We start from the raw sequence: 16,136 nt of genomic DNA, 5'->3' as shown, positions 1-16,136 counted from the left end.
CATGAAACGCGCCCTGCTGGTCATTCTAATACTGGTAACGGCGGCCGCGGTAATGGCGGACGCGCCCGAGTTCAAGTACGTGTCGCCGGCGCAGGCGGTCTACTGGACGCCGCCGCCCGATTTCGGCCAGACGGCGCAAAGCTGGGAGCCGCCCCCCGGTTTCGAGAAAACGGCCCGGCCGTGGGCGCCGCCCGAGGGCTGGGGTGAGCCGCCGCAGCAGTGGGAGAGCGTGCCTGAATGGCGGTGAGCATGGGCTTTGTCCCCGCGCCGCAGATCGTGCTGCAAAGCGGCCTTTTCTATAATGTTGTGATCGACCTCTTAGTTTGCCTGGCTTGCTGCGCCGCCGCCTACATAATAAACGCGCGCGCCGGCGAAAAGAACTACGCCCGGTTCCTGCTGCTGCTCGGCTTGTACTGGCTGGCGGTGGCGGCCGGCAATCTGCTCGGCTGGTTCGGCCTGCTGGCCGGGGCCGGTTATTTTACCTGGCTGGTCAAAGGCTTGATGGCGGCGCCGGTCGTCGCCCTGCTTTACTTCTGCTTTGACCGGATCTTCCGCAACAAGCTGATCGTCAACGCGCTGACCGGTCTGGCGGCGCTGGTCGCGCTCTATTTTCTCCTCGAGACGGCGGCGCGCGACGGCGCCGCTTTCAATTTGACCTACTGGGGAGTGCAATGGAAGATCAGCCTGGAAGCGGCGCAGATCTACCTGCAATGGCTGGTATTGCCGCTCCTGATCGCGGCGATGTTCCTGATCCTGCTCGACGCCCTGTCGGGCTTTAAGGAGCGGGTCGAACCGAACGCCACGCTCTACTGGAGCGCGGTCCTGTACGCCCTGGTCGAGTACTGGCAATTGGCGCGGGTCACCGTCACCTGGCAAGCGCTTCTGCTGCGGCTGTTCTATCTTTTGATCGCTTTTGGCGCTTACCTTTATTATGTCGACCGTTTCACGCCGGCCAAGCCGCGGACGCTCCGGCGGATACCGGTCTTTACCAAGCTGATCGGCCTGTTCGTGGCCCTGTCGGTCATTCCGAGCACGGTGCTGTCGCTGTTGACCGTGGTCTCTTTCAAGGAGATCATCGACCTATACATATATAAGCCGCTCCTCTGGAACTTAAAGACCAGCCGGGAGTCCTTTTTGCTGGCGCTAAGCAACGTGCAGGTGCAAGCGGTGGTCCTGCTGGTCCTGACCGCGCTGCTGGTCGTGCTGGCGGCGGTCCTGGTCAGCCGCAACCTGGCGGAATCGCTCCGCCGCCTCCGGCGCGCCATGGAACGGGTCTCGCGCGGCGATTTCAGCTTCACGCTCCGGCCCGACAGCAACGACGAGCTGGGCGACGTCGTTAATTATTTCAACGAGATGACGCAGGAGATCAAGCGGGCGCGCGACGTCATGGAGAACTGGAACCGGGAGCTGGAAGTTAAAGTCCGCGAGCGGACGGAAGACCTGCGGGCGCTGTTCGATATCGCCCGGGCGATCGGCAGCAGCCTCGATCTCGAGCTCCTGATCCGGCGGACCATGGAGCGGATCGGCGTGGTCAACTTTGCTTTATTGAACCCCGACCAGACCGTCCGCTTTGCCGGCGGTTCGACCGACGGCCTGCGCGGCGCGCTGACCGTGCCGATCAAGGCCAAAGGGGAAGTGATCGGCACGCTGGTCCTGGACGCCGGCTCGGAACTGGCGCAGAAAGAGGCGCTGCTCTCGACGATCGCCGACCAGCTGGCAATCGCCATCGAGAACATCGGCAGCTACGAGCGGGAAAAGGAAGCGGTCGCCCGCCTGACCGAACTTGACCGGCTGAAGAACGAGTTCATCTCCATGGTCTCCCACGAGCTGCGGACGCCGGTCACCTCGGCCGACGGCTACGTCTCGCTCTTTCTGGCCGGCGTGGCCGGGCCGATCAGCGACGATCAGCGCAAATACCTGACGATCGTCAAGGAGAATAACCAGCGGCTGCTGACGCTGATCAACCGGCTGCTCGATTTTTCCCGGATCGAGACCGGCCGCTTCAGCATCCAACGGGAACTGGTCACGATCGACGAGGTCATCACCGCGGCAATGGAGTCGCTGCGGCCGCAGCTGGAAAAGCGCCAGGCACGGATCAACTTGAATCTGACGACGCGCAACCACAGTTTTATGGGCGACCGGGAAAAGATGGCCGAGGTCTTTATTAACCTGATCGAGAACGCGCTCAAGTTCGCGCCCGCGGCGGGCGCGCCGGTCATCAACATTACCGCGCGCGACGCCGGCAATTTTCTGGAAGTGACCGTGGCCGACAACGGGATCGGCATCGACCCGCTGTATCTGGACAAGATCTTTAACAAGTTCTACCAGATCGAGGACGCCATGACCCGCAAGGTCGGCGGCGTCGGTCTCGGCCTGGCGCTGGCCCGGGAGATAATCGGCAATCACCATGGTAAGATATGGGCGGAGTCGGCAGGGAAAGGGCAAGGGGCCCGCTTCATCTTCCAGCTTCCTGTCGCGGAGAAGGCATGAAGATAATATATTTTGGCACACCCGAGCCGGCGGCGGCGCTGCTGGCCGAGTTAATAAAGTCCCAGCACGAGATCGTTCTCGTCGTGACGCAGCCGGACCGGCCGAAGGGGCGGGGCCAGAAGCTCGCTTTCTCGCCGGTTAAAGAATTGGCCCTCAAGCACGGCTTGCCGCTCGAACAACCGGCGAAAGTCAAGGACAACCCGGTTTTTCGGTCGCTGTTGGCCTCGCTTAAGCCGGACATCGCCGTCGTGGCCGCTTACGGGCAGATCCTGCCCAAGGCGCTGCTCGATATTCCCCGGCACGGTTTTATCAACGTTCACGCTTCACTTTTGCCGAAATACCGCGGTGCGGCGCCGGTCCAATGGGCTTTACTGAACGGCGAACAGGAGACCGGGATCACGATCTTTAAACTGGTCGAACGGCTCGACGCCGGTCCGATCATCAGCCAGCAAAAGCTCGCGATCGAACCGGCGGACAATGCGGAAACACTGCTGGCCAAACTTTTTGAGCAAAGCAAAAGCTTGCTGCTCGCCACTTTAGCCGAGATCGAGCAGGGGAAAGCGCGCTATCAGCCGCAAGCTGAGACGGCCGTTACCTACGCGCCGGTCCTGACGCGCGAAAGCGGCGAGATCGACTGGCGGAAAACCGCTGCGGAGATCAACGACCGGGTCCGCGGGCTGGTTCCCTGGCCGGCGGCGCACACTTTTTGCCATGGCAAGCGGCTGCAGATCCTGCAAACGGAGCCATACGGCGTTGATCTGGTTACCGGCGACAAGCTGCCGGGGATGATCCTGCATATTTTAAAAGGCGACGGCTTTGTCGTCGCTACCGGCGGCGGGGACCTGCTGGTCCGGACGGTAAAACCGGAGGCGGGCAAGGCGATGAATGCCTATAATTATGTGCTCGGTCACGACGTAAAAACGGCGGAAACCCTTCCCAATTAAGGGAAAAAAGGCCTATTGACACCCCCAGATATGGTGTGTTAATCTCTGTCTCACCCTAAATCTATATGAAATGCCCGTTTTGTGACACAATTGAAGATAAGGTCCTCGAGTCGAGGGAAGTTGACGAAGGAAGCGTCGTTCGCCGCCGCCGCGAGTGTTTGTCCTGCCGGGGCCGCTTTACCTCCTACGAACGGATCGAAGAGCGCCCGATCATGGTCATCAAGCGGGACGGGCGGCGCGAACAGTTCAACCGCGATAAGCTGATCCGCGGTATCCTGCACGCCTGCCAGAAACGCCCGGTCTCGCTGGAGACGATCGAGGAGATCGTGGACGAGATCGAGCGCGATATCCACCGGGAAGCCGGCCGCGAGGTCCAGAGCCACAAGATCGGCGAACTGATCATGGAAAAACTGCAGGCGGTCGACAAGGTCGCTTACATTCGGTTCGCGTCCGTCTATCGCAAGTTCGAGCACGTGTCGGAATTTCTGAAAGAAGTCAAAGAATTGACCGCTTCACCCGCCGAATAGGCGGGGAGTTAACAGGAGGTACTAAGATGACCCAGGCTACACGTACAGATTCGACCGATTTGGCCTTATTCGTCCGGACGTCCGGTGACGACATCGTCGGCTGGAGCCGGGAAAAGATCGTCGAGGCCTTGATCAAGGAGACGGAGCTTAACCGCGATATCGCCGAAGAGATCGGGCTGGAAGTGGAGAAGCAGGTCCGGGCGATGAACATCCGCTCGATCACCGCGCCGCTCGTCCGCGAGCTGGTCGACGTCAAACTGCTGGAATACGGCCTGGAAGAGGCGCGCCGCCGGCACACCCGGCTCGGCTCGCCGCTCTACGACGTCAAGAACATCATCTTCAACCCGAACAAGGAGAACGCCAACGTGCCGCACGGCCCGGAGGCGACGAATTTAACGTTAGCGGAGAACATCAAGAAAGAGTTCGCGCTGATGCACGTTTTTACCCAGGACATCGCCGACGCCCACATGCGGGGCGACCTGCACCTGCACGACCTCGGCTTCATCGACCGGCCGTACTGCAGCGGCCAGTCGGTCGAATACGTCAAGAAATTCGGCCTCGACCTGCCGAACGCCATCTCCATCGCCAAGCCGGCCAAGCACGCCGAAGTTCTGCTGGCGCAGATGGTCAAGTTCTCCGCCGCGCTCCAGGGGGTGTTCGCCGGCGCGATCGGCTGGGACGCCGTCAACCTCTTCTTCGCGCCGTTTTTGGTCGGCATGTCCGACAGCGAGATCGAACAGATCGCCCAGATGATGATCTACGAGTACAGCCAGCAGGCGGTCGCCCGCGGCGGGCAGGCGATCTTCTCCGATATCAACCTGTACTGGGAGATCCCCAAACACTTTGAGAACGTCCCGGCGATCGGCCCGGGCGGGACCTACACCGGCAAGAAGTACGGCGACTACCTGGAAGAATCGCAGAAGTTCGTCTGGGCGCTCTTTAATGTGTATAAGGCGGGCGACGGATCGGGGCGGCCGTTCTTCTTCCCCAAACCGCTCGTCCACATGACCGAGAAGTTCTTCAATACGCCGCGGCACGAGGAGTTCCTCCGCCACATTTCGGAGTGCGCGGCTGATATGGGGAACACTTATTACGTCTTCGACCGGGGCGAGACCGCCAAGATCTCCGAATGCTGCCGGCTTTCTTTCAAGCTGGAGCAGTCCGACCTGGACGACGCCAAGGAGCCGTGGCGGATGCGCTACTCGGCGCTGCAGAACGTGACGATCAACCTGCCGCGCCTCGCTTTCAAGGCGAGCGGTTCGTCCAACCGGCTCTTCGACCTGATCGACCAGGCGCTGGAGATGGTCGCCCGGGCCCATTTACAAAAGAAAAAGTTCATCGACGAGATCATGGCGGCCGGGCAGCGCGGCCCGCTCTCGCTCCTGGCCATGCAGCGCGACGGCCAGCCGTACCTCCGGATGTGGCGCGTCAGCTACCTGGTCGGCATTCTCGGCCTCAACGAGCTGGTCCAGGCCCATATCGGCAAAGAGCTGCACGAAGGGCCGGACGCGCTCAAGCTCGGTCTCAAGGTGATCTCGTTCATGAAGCTCAAATGCGAAGAGCTCTCCAAGCGCTACGGCATGCACTTCGTCCTGGAGCAGACGCCGGCGGAATCGACCGCCTACCGCTTTGCCAAGCTCGACAAGGAGCATTTCCCGCGCTTTGCCGACCGGGTCGTCAAGGGACACAAGGAGACGAACGAGATCTACTATACGAACTCGACCTACTTCAACGTCTCGGTGCCGATGAACCCGATCGACCGGGTCCGCCAGGAAGGGCTGTTCCACCCGCTGATCGACGCCGGCGCGCTGACCCACGTCTGGCTCGGCGAAAGCAAGCCGAACCCGGAATCGATCGCCAATTTCGTGATCAAGACGTTCCGCAGCACGCAGAACGGCCAGATCGCCTTTTCGCCGGAGTTCACCTCCTGCAACGCGTGCGGCAAGATCACGCGTGGGCTGAAAGAGGCGTGCCCGCACTGCCAATCGGCCAACATCGAAGGGATCACCCGGATCACCGGCTATTTCTCCCGGGTCACCGGCTGGAACCGGGGGAAAACCGGCGAACTGAAAGACAGGTATCGGAGCGGTGGGCAACTTAACGACAATTAACCGCCCGGCGGACAATAAGCTGGAGGAAGCGACCGACCTGTCGGTCTTCGTCCGGACCTCGACCGATGACATTATCGCCTGGGACAAGGAGAAGATCAGCGCGGCGCTGGTCAAGGAAACCGGGCTGAACGGCGAGATCGCCGGGATCATCGCCATTGAAGTGGAAAAACAGGTCAAGGCGATGGCGGTCAAGAACATCACCGCGCCGCTGATCCGCGAGCTGGTCGACGTCAAACTGCTGGAGTACGGGCTGGAAGACGCCCGCCGCAAGCACACCCGCCTCGGCGTGCCGGTCTACGACGTCAACCGGATCATCTTCCACAAGAACAAGGAGAACGCCAATACGCCGCATTCGCCGGAGGCGACCAACTTGACGCTGGCGGAGAACATCAAGAAAGAGTACGCGCTGCTCAGTGTTTTTTCCCTGCCGGTCGCCGACGCCCACATGTCGGGGGAGATCCACCTGCACGACCTCGGTTTTATCGACCGGCCGTACTGCAGCGGCCAGTCGATCGAGTTCGTTAAGAAGTTCGGCCTCGACCTGCCCGACGCCGGCAAGTCGGAAAAACCGGCCGAGGATGCCGACGAACTGATCTCCCAGATCGTCAAGTTCTCGATCGCGCTGCACGGCCATTTTGCCGGGGCGATCGGCTGGGATGCGGTCAACATGTTCCTGTCGCCGCTGCTGGAAGGCTTGAGCTACGACCAGATCAAGAAACTCGCCCGCAAGCTGATCTACGAGTTCGCTACCGTGGCGGTCTCCCGCGGCGGGCAAGGGCTGTTCTCCGACCTGAACATCTATTGGGAGACGCCCAAGCATTTTGAGTCCGTTCCGGCGATGGGGGCGGGGGGCAAGTATACCGGCAAGACCTACGCCGACTACAATGAGCTGGCCCAGCAATTCGCCAAGGCGATGTTCGAAGTTTATTTGGAAGGGGACGGGGCGGGACGGCCGTTCTTCTTTCCCAAGCCGCTGGTCCACATGACCGAAAAATTCTTTGTTACGCCCGGCCACGAGGAATTCCTCCGGCTGATCTCCGAGGTTGCGGCGGAAAAAGGGAACACCTATTTTGTTTTTGACCGGGGTGAGACCGCCAAGATCTCCGAATGCTGCCGCCTGGCGTTCAAGCTGGAATATTCCGATCTGCAAGACGCCAAGGAGCCGTGGCGGATGCGCTATTCGGCCATTCAGAACGTGACCGTCAACCTGCCGCGGATCGCTTACCTGGCGGAGCATGACGACGCCCGGCTGTTCCAGGAGATCGAAAAGAAACTAACCATCGTCGCCCAGGCGCACCGCGAGAAACGGCGCTTCATTGAAGAATTGTTGAAAGAAGGGGCCGAGGGCCCGCTCTCGCTCCTGGCCACGAAACGGGACGGGGAGATGTACCTCCGCCTGCGGCGCGTTACCCACCTGGTCGGCATCCTCGGCTTGAACGAGCTGGTCCAGTACCACCTGGGCCAGGAACTGCACGAATCGCCGGAAGCACTCAAGCTGGGCCTCAAGGTCATCTCTTTCATGAAGTTGAAGTGCCAGGAGCTGTCCGAAAAATTCGAGCTCCATTTTGTCCTGGAGCAGACGCCGGCCGAATCGACCGCTTACCGCTTCGCCCGGCTCGACCGGGAGCATTTCCCGGAGCAGGCGAACCAGGTCCTGAAGGGGAACAAGGGGACGGACGAGATCTATTACACCAACTCGACCTATTTTAACGTCAGCAATCCGATGAGCCCGATCGACCGGGTCAAGCAGGAAGGGATCTTCCACCCGCTGATCGACGCCGGCGCGCTGACCCACCTCTGGCTCGGCGAAGCGCGGCCGAACGCCGACTCGATCGCCAATTTCGTGATCAAGACGTTCCGCACCACCCAGAACGGGCAGATCGCCTTTTCCCCGGAATTCACCGCCTGCTCCGATTGCGGGCGCACCGCCCGGGGGCTGCACAGCGCCTGCCCGGCCTGCAGCTCCACCAACATCGAAGGGATCACCCGGATCACCGGTTATTTTTCCCGGATCCCGGGCTGGAACAAAGGGAAGATCGCGGAGCTGCGCGATCGCCACAAATTTGAGGAGGTTCAATGATGGAAGTAAAAGTGTTCGGGAAGCCGGGTTGCGAATATTGCAAGACGACGATGAAGAAGTTCGAGACTTTTCTCGGGCGGTGGAACATCGACCAGAGCAAGGTCAAACTGTCTTTCTTTGACATGGAGACGTCGCCGGACGGGTTGGCGGAAGGGGCGTTTTACGAGGTCCAGAAGATCCCGGCGACCGTGATCGAAAGGAACAGCAAAATTCTCCAGCGCTGGGACGGCGTCGTGCCGCTGTCCGAGGATTTTAAACAGTATTTCGCGGAGTTCTCCGGGCCGGTCAACGATTAATTGCGGGGCCGGATCACGATCGCGTTGCTGACGCTCTGTTCGTAGCCGCCGACCGGCCGGTTCACCACCCGCCCGTCGATCCACATGGTGGTGGAGCTGCCGCCGTCCAAATTCATCGCGGACACCGCGCCCAGGCTGAGCATCATTTCCGCCAGTTCTTCCAGCGTCAGGCCGATGCTGCTCCGGTCGCTCCGGTTCTCTTTTTGCCGCGGCAGGCCGTCGACCGTGACCAGCAATAAACTCCCTTCTTTCGTTATCCCGACCGCGGTCCGGGCCGCCCGGCCGCGGGCGATGTCGGACTTGAAACGCTCCCCGTGCTTGGAAACGTAAACCACCCCGTCCTTGATCAGCCGCGGCCCGCCGGAGATCAGGTGGGTGACGCTGGTCAGCTGGGTGGTGTAGGGGATGATCTTGATGTGGACGTCGAGCTTGTCGCCGACCTTGGCGTTGTCGGTGATGAACTGGGCGGCCGGGCCGCTGAGCGAGAGAACGTAGCCGTCGGGCGGGATGACGGAGTTGCCGGTCCTGATCTCCTTGACCACCTGGCCGGAGATGACCAGCTCGATCCCCGAATTGTCGGTCCCGGTCTTTTCGCCCCAGGCCGGGGTGTAGAGGACGATCGCTTCCTGCCGGCGCCCCTGATTGACCCCGGTGATCTCATAACGGATCCCGCCGGCCGTCTTGAAATAACAATCGATCAGGATGTTGTCGATGAAGGCTTGCCGGTCGTCGGTCAGGATCAGCGCGGTCCGGTCGTAGATCGGGGTGGCGACCAGCTCCTTGTCGACCAGGAGGGTGCCGAGCGGCTTGCCGGTGTAGGCGAAATAGGTGCCGTTGACCGCCGCCACCGCCCCCTGCTGTTCGGCGATCGTGCTGACCCGGGCGCGGAAAAAATGCTGGTCGTTTTCCGGCGGACGCCACGGATTGATGACGTTGATGAACGATTCCACGACGTTGGCCTTGCGCTTGAGGGCGAGGGCGGGCGCGACGTCGGCTTTGGCCATATCGACCTTCAGGACGTCGGCGGTGATCCGGCCGTTGGTCGTCCCCTTGGAGACCTTGAGGTGTTCCACGCCGCTGACGATCGTGCCGCCGGAGATGATGTTGGTGAAGTCCCGGTTAAAGTCGATGACCAGCCGGGGCGGGTCGCTCAGGGAAAAAACGTTGTAGGGGATCGGCTCGCTCAAGGGGATCGTAACCTTCAGGCCTTCGTCCTCTTTTTCGACCTCCAGGTAGCGGACGATCAGGTCGCTGAGCTCGATATAATTCTGGATCTCCGGGGCCGCCTCGACGTTTTGCAGGTGGAGGGTGATCCGTTCCCGGGATTCCTCCATGGTGTAGGCGAAAGCCGAGTCGAAATCTAGCACCGCCCGGATCTTGTCCGGGAAATAACCGAAACGGACCTTGTAAAGTTTAGCGGCGTCGGCCGGGGCGGCGGCCAGGAGGCAGAGCAGCGCCAGGGCGGCGAATTGCATTAATTTTTTCACGGTAGTATTATAACACCCGGATGGCGCGAGAATCGAGACAACAATGGGGGACCAAGCTGGGGATAATCCTGGCGGTGGCCGGTTCGGCGGTCGGCCTGGGCAATTTCCTCCGTTTCCCGGTCCAGGCGGCCCAGAACGGCGGCGGCGCCTTCATGATCCCGTATTTCGTCTCTTTCCTGCTGCTTGGTATCCCGCTGATGTGGATCGAGTGGGCGATCGGCCGGCACGGCGGCCTGTTCGGGCACGGCAGCGCCCCCTTTATCCTGAACCGGCTTTTCCAGCACCGGATCGTTAAATACCTCGGCGTGATCGGGATCTTCGGCCCGGTCGTGATCTTTATCTATTACACCTACATTGAATCATGGCTGCTCGGCTACGCCTTTTTCGCGCTGACCGGACAACTGTTCGCCACGGTTACGCCGGAGGCGATGAAGGGCTTTTTGTCCGCTTACCAGGGTTTAGCGCCCGGCAGCAACCTGGGGACCGCCTATCTCTTTTTCCTGATCACCTTTGCCCTCAATTTCTATTTTCTCTACCGCGGCGTGCAGGGGGGGATCGAGCTCCTTTGCAAGGTCGCCATGCCGGTCCTTTTTATCTGCGGCTTTATTTTGGCCGTCCGGGTTTTGATGATGCCGAACATCGTTAACGGGCTTGGTTTCCTGTGGAACCCTGATTTTTCCGTGTTAACCAGCGCGCGGGTCTGGATGGCGGCCGCCGGCCAGATCTTCTTTACGTTAAGCGTCGGCATCGGCGTGATCCTGACCTATGCCAGCTATCTGAAGCACGGTGACGACGTGGTCCTCTCCGGATTGACCGCCGGCGCGACCAATGAACTGGCCGAGGTCGTCCTCGGCGGCTCGATCGTCATCCCGGCGGCTTTTGTCTTTTTGGGCGCGGCGGGGGCGGCGCAGGCGGCGGCCAGCGGCGCCTTTAACCTTGGGTTCGTGACGATGCCGCTGATCTTCGGCCAGATCTCTTTTGGCCCATTTTTCGCCTTGCTTTGGTTCCTGCTTCTTTTTTTGGCCGGCATTACCTCGTCGGTCTCGCTGGCGGAGCCGGCGGTCGCCTTTATCGCCGACGAGTTCGACCTGGACCGTAAACGGGCCGTTTTGCGCCTGGCCCTGGTCCTTTTTTTGCTCTGCCAGTTCCCGATCTTTTTCCTGGGGCAGGGGGTGGTCGATGAACTGGATTTCTGGGGCGGAACGTTTGCCCTGGTCCTGTTCGGCACGATCGAGACGGTCTTGTTCGTCTGGGTCTTTGGGATGGACAAGGCCTGGGACGAGATGCACCGCGGCGCGGAAATGACGATCCCCGCTTTTTATAAGCCGGTCATCAAATATGTCACACCGCTCTTTCTCTTTGCCATCCTCGGCTCCTGGTTCGTCCAACAGGGGCTGCCGGTCATCTTAATGCAGGGGATCGCGCCGGCCGCGCGGCCGTGGGTACTCGGGACCCGCCTCGGCTTGATCGCCCTTTTTCTGGCGATCGCCTGGCTGGTCAGAAAAGCCTGGTACCGGAAAAAATCATTGGGGTTGGTGGAATGAACCTGTACGGCTGGATATTTATGGCGGTTTCCTGCGGGCTGATCATTGCCCTGAACATCTACTGCTTCTGGCGTGTCCTTAAGGAGCCGACCGAAGAGCTTTAAGCACTTGCGCAATGACCCATTCCGGGGTGGAGGCGCCGCCGGTGACGCCGACCTTTTTCTTGCCGGTCAGCCACTTATAGTCTAAATCCGCCGCCGTTTCGATCTGGTGGGTCTCGGCCCCGGTGGCGGCGCACAACTCTGTTAACCGCTTCGTGTTGGCGCTCATTTTATCGCCGATCACCAGCATCAGGTCGACCTGCCGGGCCACTTCGACCGCCGCCGACTGCCTTTTGTTGGTGGCGCCGCAGATCGTATCGTGGATCTCGACCGCGGGCGCTTTGCGCTGCAACGCTTCGGCCATCCGCCGGAAATGCTCTTCCGCCTGGGTGGTTTGGGCGATCAGCCCGACGCATTGGCCCGGCGGCAGAGAGAGCTGTTCGATGTCGGCGAGCGTTTGTACCACCTTTGCCTGCCCGCGGCTCCAGCCGACCAGTCCTTTGACCTCCGCGTGCCCCTTGTCGCCGACGATCACTACCGTGCACCCTTTGCCGGCCAATTTATTCGCCAGGTTTTGCGCTTTCTTGACCCAGGGGCAGGTGGTATCGATGATCTTGAGGCCCTTGGCCTTGGCCTCTTCGTAGATCTCGGGGGGGACGCCGTGCGCGGAGATAAGGAGGGCGCCCGGGGCGTTTTCCGGCACTTCATTTAACGAGGCGACCGATCTGATCCCGCCGGCCTTCAGCTTTTCGACCACCTGTTTATTGTGGACCAGGTTGCCAAGCATATAGACCGATTGGCCGGCCTTTTCACTCTCCAGCGCGATCTGGAAAGCGCGTTCCACCCCTTCGCAAAAACCGGAGTAGCGGGCGACGATCGTTTCCATGGCCTTATTATATCATTGACTTGCGCCGGTAAGGTTATAAAATATGGACATGAGCGCCAAAAAAGTGATCGTTGTCGGCGCCGGCTGTGGCGGATTAGCGGCCGCGGCTTTGTTGGCCCGGGACGGATATACAGTCACTGTTCTGGAGAAGAATGCCGAGCCGGGCGGCCGGGCGCGGATCATGAAAACCCACGGTTTTACCTTCGACCTTGGCCCCTCCTGGTACCTGATGCCCAAAGTTTTTGAAGGTTACTTTGCTCTGTTCGGCAAGAAAGTCAGCGATTATTATCGGTTAAAACGGCTCGATCCTAATTACCGGGTCTTTTTTGGCGGCGGTGACCAGGTAGATATCCCGGCCGACCGGCAGAAGACCGGCGACCTGTTCGCCAGCTTGGAACCGGGCGGGCGGGAAAAATTCACCCGTTACATGAAGAGCGCCGAGTTCCAGTACAAGACGGCGATGAAAAGCTTTATCTACCGTGCTTACCGGACCTTCTTTGATTTCTTTAACTGGGAGATAATCACCAAGGGTTCGCGTCTCCATATCTTTGAGGGGCTTGACCGTTATGCCCGCCGGTTTTTCCAGAGCGGCAAGATCAGGAAGATCCTGGAATATACGGTCGTCTTCCTCGGCGGTTCGCCGGACAACACGCCCGCCCTGTACTCGATCATGTCGCACGTCGACTTTGATCTCGGCGTCTGGTATCCGGACCAGGGGATAGGATCGGTCGTCAGTGCGCTCTGCCGGTTAGGGAAAGAGCAAGGGGTTAAAATCCTGACCGGGCATACCGTTACGCGGATCGAGACCGAGAACGGGAGCGCGAAACGGGTCGTGACCGACAAAGGAGCATTTGAGGCCGATATCGTCCTGGTCAACACCGATTACCATCACGCGGAAACCACCCTGCTGGCGCCCGGCGACGTCTCTTACCCGCCGCAGTATTGGGCGAGCCGGAAGATGGGGCCCTCCGCTTTCCTGATCTATCTTGGCCTTAATAAGAAGCTTAAGGGATTGCTTCATCACAACCTGTACCTCGACCCTTCCTGGGACGAACATTTTAAGTCGATCTTCGACCGACCGGCCTGGCCGGACGCCTATTCGTATTACGTCAGCTGCCCCTCCAAGACCGACGAGGCGGTCGCACCGCCCGGCGGAGAGACGATTTTTATTTTGGTCCCGGTCGCGGCCGGGCTGGATGATACTCCCGCTGTCAGGGAAAAAATGTTCGACCGGACGATCGCCCACCTGGAAAAGCTGCTGGGGGAGGAGATCAAGAACAGCATTGTTTACCGGCAGATCTTTGCGCAAAGGGCTTTCACCCAGGCCTATAACGCTTACAAAGGGACGGCCCTTGGCCTTGCCCACACTCTTTTCCAGACCGCGCTCTTTCGGCCGTCGCTCCGGAGCAAAAAGGTCAAAAATCTTTATTATGCCGGCAGCTACACGCACCCAGGGATCGGGGTGCCGATGGTCATTATCTCCGCGCAGATCGCGCGGGAGGAGATCAGGAAAAACCATGTTCTCTGACCAGCACCGGGCCGTTTTTAAAGCGGGGAGCCGGACATATTATTACAGTTCGCTCTTTTTTCCTAAAGCGGTCAGGGACGACGTTTCCATCCTTTACGCTTTTGTCAGGCAGGCCGACAACTATGTTGATTCCGTTCCCCAGGATAGGGAAGGCTTTGCCGCGTTCGCCGAGCGTTACGGGCGGGCGGCGTCCACTGGCGAGCTATCGGGCGATCCGATCATCGACAGCTTTGTCGCCCTGGCCAAAAGGCGGAAATTCGATCCCCGCTGGGTTGAAGCGTTCCTCTATTCGATGGAGCTCGACACCTACAAGAAACAGTACCAGACTATCAAGGAGACGGAGGAGTATATCTATGGCTCGGCCGAGGTCGTTGGCCTGATGATGGCGCGGGTCCTTAATCTGCCGGACGCAGCGCTGGAGCCGGCCAAATATCTTGGCAAGGCGATGCAGTACATAAATTTCATCCGCGACATTAACGAAGACCTGAAGCTGGGGCGGGTTTACCTGCCGCAGGACGAGCTGGAGCAGTTCGGGTTGCCTTCGCTCCGTTTCGACCAGGTCCGGCAGCATACGCATAAGTTCCGGGAGTTCATTAACCTGCAAATCGTCCGCTATCAGAAGTGGCAGGCCAGGGCGGCTGAAGGGTACAGGTTCATCCCGCGCCGTTATCTGGTCCCGATCAAAACGGCGGCGGATATGTACCAGTGGACGGCGGCCAAGATCAGGCAGGACCCGCTGGTCGTTTACCAGCGGATCGTTAAGCCGTCGCGGACCCGGATAATCTGCCGGGTGATCTATAACGCGGTATTGGGCAATGGGCACGTATCTACTGATTAACCTGGCGATCATTGCCGGGCCGTTCGGTTTATCCTTTCTCCCTTGGTTCCGTTTTTACCGCCGCTGGCCGGCCGTGCTGGCAGCGTTGGCCGCGGTCGGGGCTTTATTCATTGGCTGGGACGTTTTGGTCACTTGGCGGGGGGACTGGGCATTTAACCCGCAATACATTAGCGGCCTTAAGCTACTCGGTTTGCCGGTCGAGGAGTGGCTGTTTTTTGTGACCGTCCCTTACAGCTGCCTTTTTCTTTATGAACAGATGGCCACCTATTTGCGGGACGCGACGGTTGAGATCAATGCGCGGCTTTATTTCTGGCTAGCCCTGGCTTGTTTCACCGGCGCCTTGCTCAATACCGATCGCGGCTACACCTGCCTGGTCCTGGCGCTGACCGGCCTGATCTTTTTAAGCGCCCGGATCTACCACGAACGGGTCTTTGCCTCGCGGTTATTCTGGTGGTGGATGGCGATCTGCATGCTCCTTTTTTACGGTTTTAATTATATTTTGACCGCTTTACCGGTCATCAGTTACGCTCCGGCGGCCGTGCTGGGGGTGAGAGTGGGGACGATCCCGCTGGAAGACTTCTTTTACAACTTCACCATGCTGACGCTTTATCTGGCCGTTTATCGCCGGTTCAGGCGACCCGGTTGAAGAGCGCTCGCTGAAAGGTCTCGGCCGCGATCCGGTCGAACTCCGCAGATTGCAGCGGGTTATGCCGCCGGAAATCGTCGACCTGAACCGACATCTTCAAGGGACTCGCTTCGCGCGACCATTCGCCCCCCTGGCCGATGCCGACGCTGACCGATTGCACCCCCGCCGCGATCCAGGGGAGGTTTTGCCTGACCTGGTTCTCGATCCGGGGGAGCCAGATGGCGGCTTCGACCAAATTGGAACCCTGGAGCGAAAGGGTCAAGCCGGTCGTGGTTTTGGCGATGACACAGTCGGTTTCGGGGTCGTAAGCGATAAAGTGGGCGTAGCCGTCCCTTTGGGCGATGGCCGGCGCCAGCGGCGCCCAGTCGGTGACAAAGACCTCTTCGATCCGGCCAAAGGTGTTTTCCAAATGTTGGGCGGCAACGGCGGCCAGCGGCTTATAGTCCACCGTGCCGAGACGGACCAGGTCGACGTCGGTCGGGAGCGGGCGCGGCCGGGAGAAGCCGACCCACTGGTAGAAGAAATAGGTCCCCATTTGGACGGTGCCGCGGTCGAGCTGGCGCCAGGTCAAGGCGAGGTTGGGTTCGGTCGGGTGGTTTTTGCCGTGCAGCGCGCGCAGCTGGCCGATCCCCAGCAGGCGGGGCCTGGCCGCGCTGAGCGGCAAGAGTCTAACGTGGCTGATCGCTCTGATCTCCGGCACTAGCCATCATCTCCTGAT

14 protein-coding genes are annotated in these 16,136 nt (G+C 60.0%); 11 read left to right on the top strand and 3 right to left on the bottom strand.

What is annotated here, in order from left to right; genetic code table 11:
* The first annotated feature begins 1 nt into the window (after nucleotide 1).
* The 7 genes from WC529_02265 to WC529_02235 all read left to right on the top strand — a co-directional run bounded on the left by WC529_02265 (nucleotide 2) and on the right by WC529_02235 (nucleotide 8,448).
* Complete coding sequence (locus tag WC529_02265) at nucleotides 2–247, top strand: hypothetical protein (GenBank protein ID MFA5113102.1); 246 nt, start codon at nucleotides 2–4, stop codon at nucleotides 245–247.
* The gene (locus WC529_02260; protein MFA5113101.1) at nucleotides 238–2,490 is read left to right on the top strand and encodes an ATP-binding protein; all 2,253 of its coding nucleotides are present in this window, start codon (nucleotides 238–240) and stop codon (nucleotides 2,488–2,490) included. Before WC529_02265 ends, WC529_02260 begins: the two co-directional genes overlap by 10 nt.
* Nucleotides 2,487–3,434 (top strand): methionyl-tRNA formyltransferase, encoded by a 948-nt coding sequence (gene fmt / locus WC529_02255; protein ID MFA5113100.1) that lies wholly within the window; start codon nucleotides 2,487–2,489, stop codon nucleotides 3,432–3,434. The genes WC529_02260 and fmt overlap by 4 nt, the downstream gene beginning before the upstream one ends.
* Nucleotides 3,435–3,499: 65 nt before the next feature.
* Nucleotides 3,500–3,961: a transcriptional regulator NrdR gene (gene nrdR, locus WC529_02250; GenBank protein MFA5113099.1), complete on the top strand. Its 462-nt coding sequence runs from the start codon at nucleotides 3,500–3,502 to the stop codon at nucleotides 3,959–3,961.
* Nucleotides 3,962–4,020: 59 nt separating this feature from the next.
* Complete coding sequence (nrdD, locus tag WC529_02245; GenBank protein MFA5113098.1) at nucleotides 4,021–6,072, top strand: anaerobic ribonucleoside-triphosphate reductase; 2,052 nt, start codon at nucleotides 4,021–4,023, stop codon at nucleotides 6,070–6,072.
* A complete protein-coding gene (gene nrdD, locus WC529_02240) occupies nucleotides 6,050–8,152 on the top strand; it encodes an anaerobic ribonucleoside-triphosphate reductase (protein ID MFA5113097.1) in 2,103 nt (700 codons plus the stop codon). The genes nrdD (WC529_02245) and nrdD (WC529_02240) overlap by 23 nt, the downstream gene beginning before the upstream one ends.
* Nucleotides 8,152–8,448: a hypothetical protein gene (locus tag WC529_02235; GenBank protein ID MFA5113096.1), complete on the top strand. Its 297-nt coding sequence runs from the start codon at nucleotides 8,152–8,154 to the stop codon at nucleotides 8,446–8,448. The genes nrdD (WC529_02240) and WC529_02235 overlap by 1 nt, the downstream gene beginning before the upstream one ends.
* Here the strand turns inward: WC529_02235 and WC529_02230 are convergent.
* Nucleotides 8,445–9,935 (bottom strand): phosphodiester glycosidase family protein, encoded by a 1,491-nt coding sequence (locus WC529_02230; protein ID MFA5113095.1) that lies wholly within the window; start codon nucleotides 9,933–9,935, stop codon nucleotides 8,445–8,447. The two genes, WC529_02235 and WC529_02230, sit on opposite strands and share 4 nt — an antisense overlap.
* Before the next feature lie 20 nt (nucleotides 9,936–9,955).
* Here WC529_02230 and WC529_02225 point away from each other — a divergent pair, with 20 nt between their 5' ends.
* Nucleotides 9,956–11,479 (top strand): sodium-dependent transporter, encoded by a 1,524-nt coding sequence (locus WC529_02225; protein ID MFA5113094.1) that lies wholly within the window; start codon nucleotides 9,956–9,958, stop codon nucleotides 11,477–11,479.
* A 78-nt stretch (nucleotides 11,480–11,557) separates the two neighbouring features.
* On the opposite strand, the gene WC529_02220 is transcribed toward WC529_02225, so the two are convergent.
* The gene (locus WC529_02220) at nucleotides 11,558–12,406 is read right to left on the bottom strand and encodes a 4-hydroxy-3-methylbut-2-enyl diphosphate reductase (GenBank protein ID MFA5113093.1); all 849 of its coding nucleotides are present in this window, start codon (nucleotides 12,404–12,406) and stop codon (nucleotides 11,558–11,560) included.
* Nucleotides 12,407–12,455: 49 nt separating this feature from the next.
* Between WC529_02220 and crtI the strand changes: the two genes are divergently transcribed.
* From crtI to WC529_02205, 3 genes are read left to right on the top strand one after another with little or no spacing between them, the layout of a single operon-like run.
* Nucleotides 12,456–13,934: a phytoene desaturase family protein gene (gene crtI / locus WC529_02215; GenBank protein MFA5113092.1), complete on the top strand. Its 1,479-nt coding sequence runs from the start codon at nucleotides 12,456–12,458 to the stop codon at nucleotides 13,932–13,934.
* Complete coding sequence (locus WC529_02210; GenBank protein ID MFA5113091.1) at nucleotides 13,924–14,772, top strand: phytoene/squalene synthase family protein; 849 nt, start codon at nucleotides 13,924–13,926, stop codon at nucleotides 14,770–14,772. Before crtI ends, WC529_02210 begins: the two co-directional genes overlap by 11 nt.
* The gene (locus WC529_02205) at nucleotides 14,750–15,418 is read left to right on the top strand and encodes a lycopene cyclase domain-containing protein (GenBank protein MFA5113090.1); all 669 of its coding nucleotides are present in this window, start codon (nucleotides 14,750–14,752) and stop codon (nucleotides 15,416–15,418) included. Before WC529_02210 ends, WC529_02205 begins: the two co-directional genes overlap by 23 nt.
* On the opposite strand, the gene WC529_02200 is transcribed toward WC529_02205, so the two are convergent.
* A complete protein-coding gene (locus WC529_02200) occupies nucleotides 15,402–16,118 on the bottom strand; it encodes a hypothetical protein (GenBank protein ID MFA5113089.1) in 717 nt (238 codons plus the stop codon). The genes WC529_02205 and WC529_02200 overlap by 17 nt on opposite strands.
* Between the last annotated feature and the right edge of the window lie 18 nt (nucleotides 16,119–16,136).

The organism is Candidatus Margulisiibacteriota bacterium (assembly GCA_041650855.1).
Taxonomy (GTDB): domain Bacteria; phylum Margulisbacteria; class WOR-1; order O2-12-FULL-45-9; family XYB2-FULL-48-7; genus JALOPZ01.
Note: the sequence above shows the minus strand (reverse complement) of the source record. Positions and strands in the feature narration are given on the sequence as shown.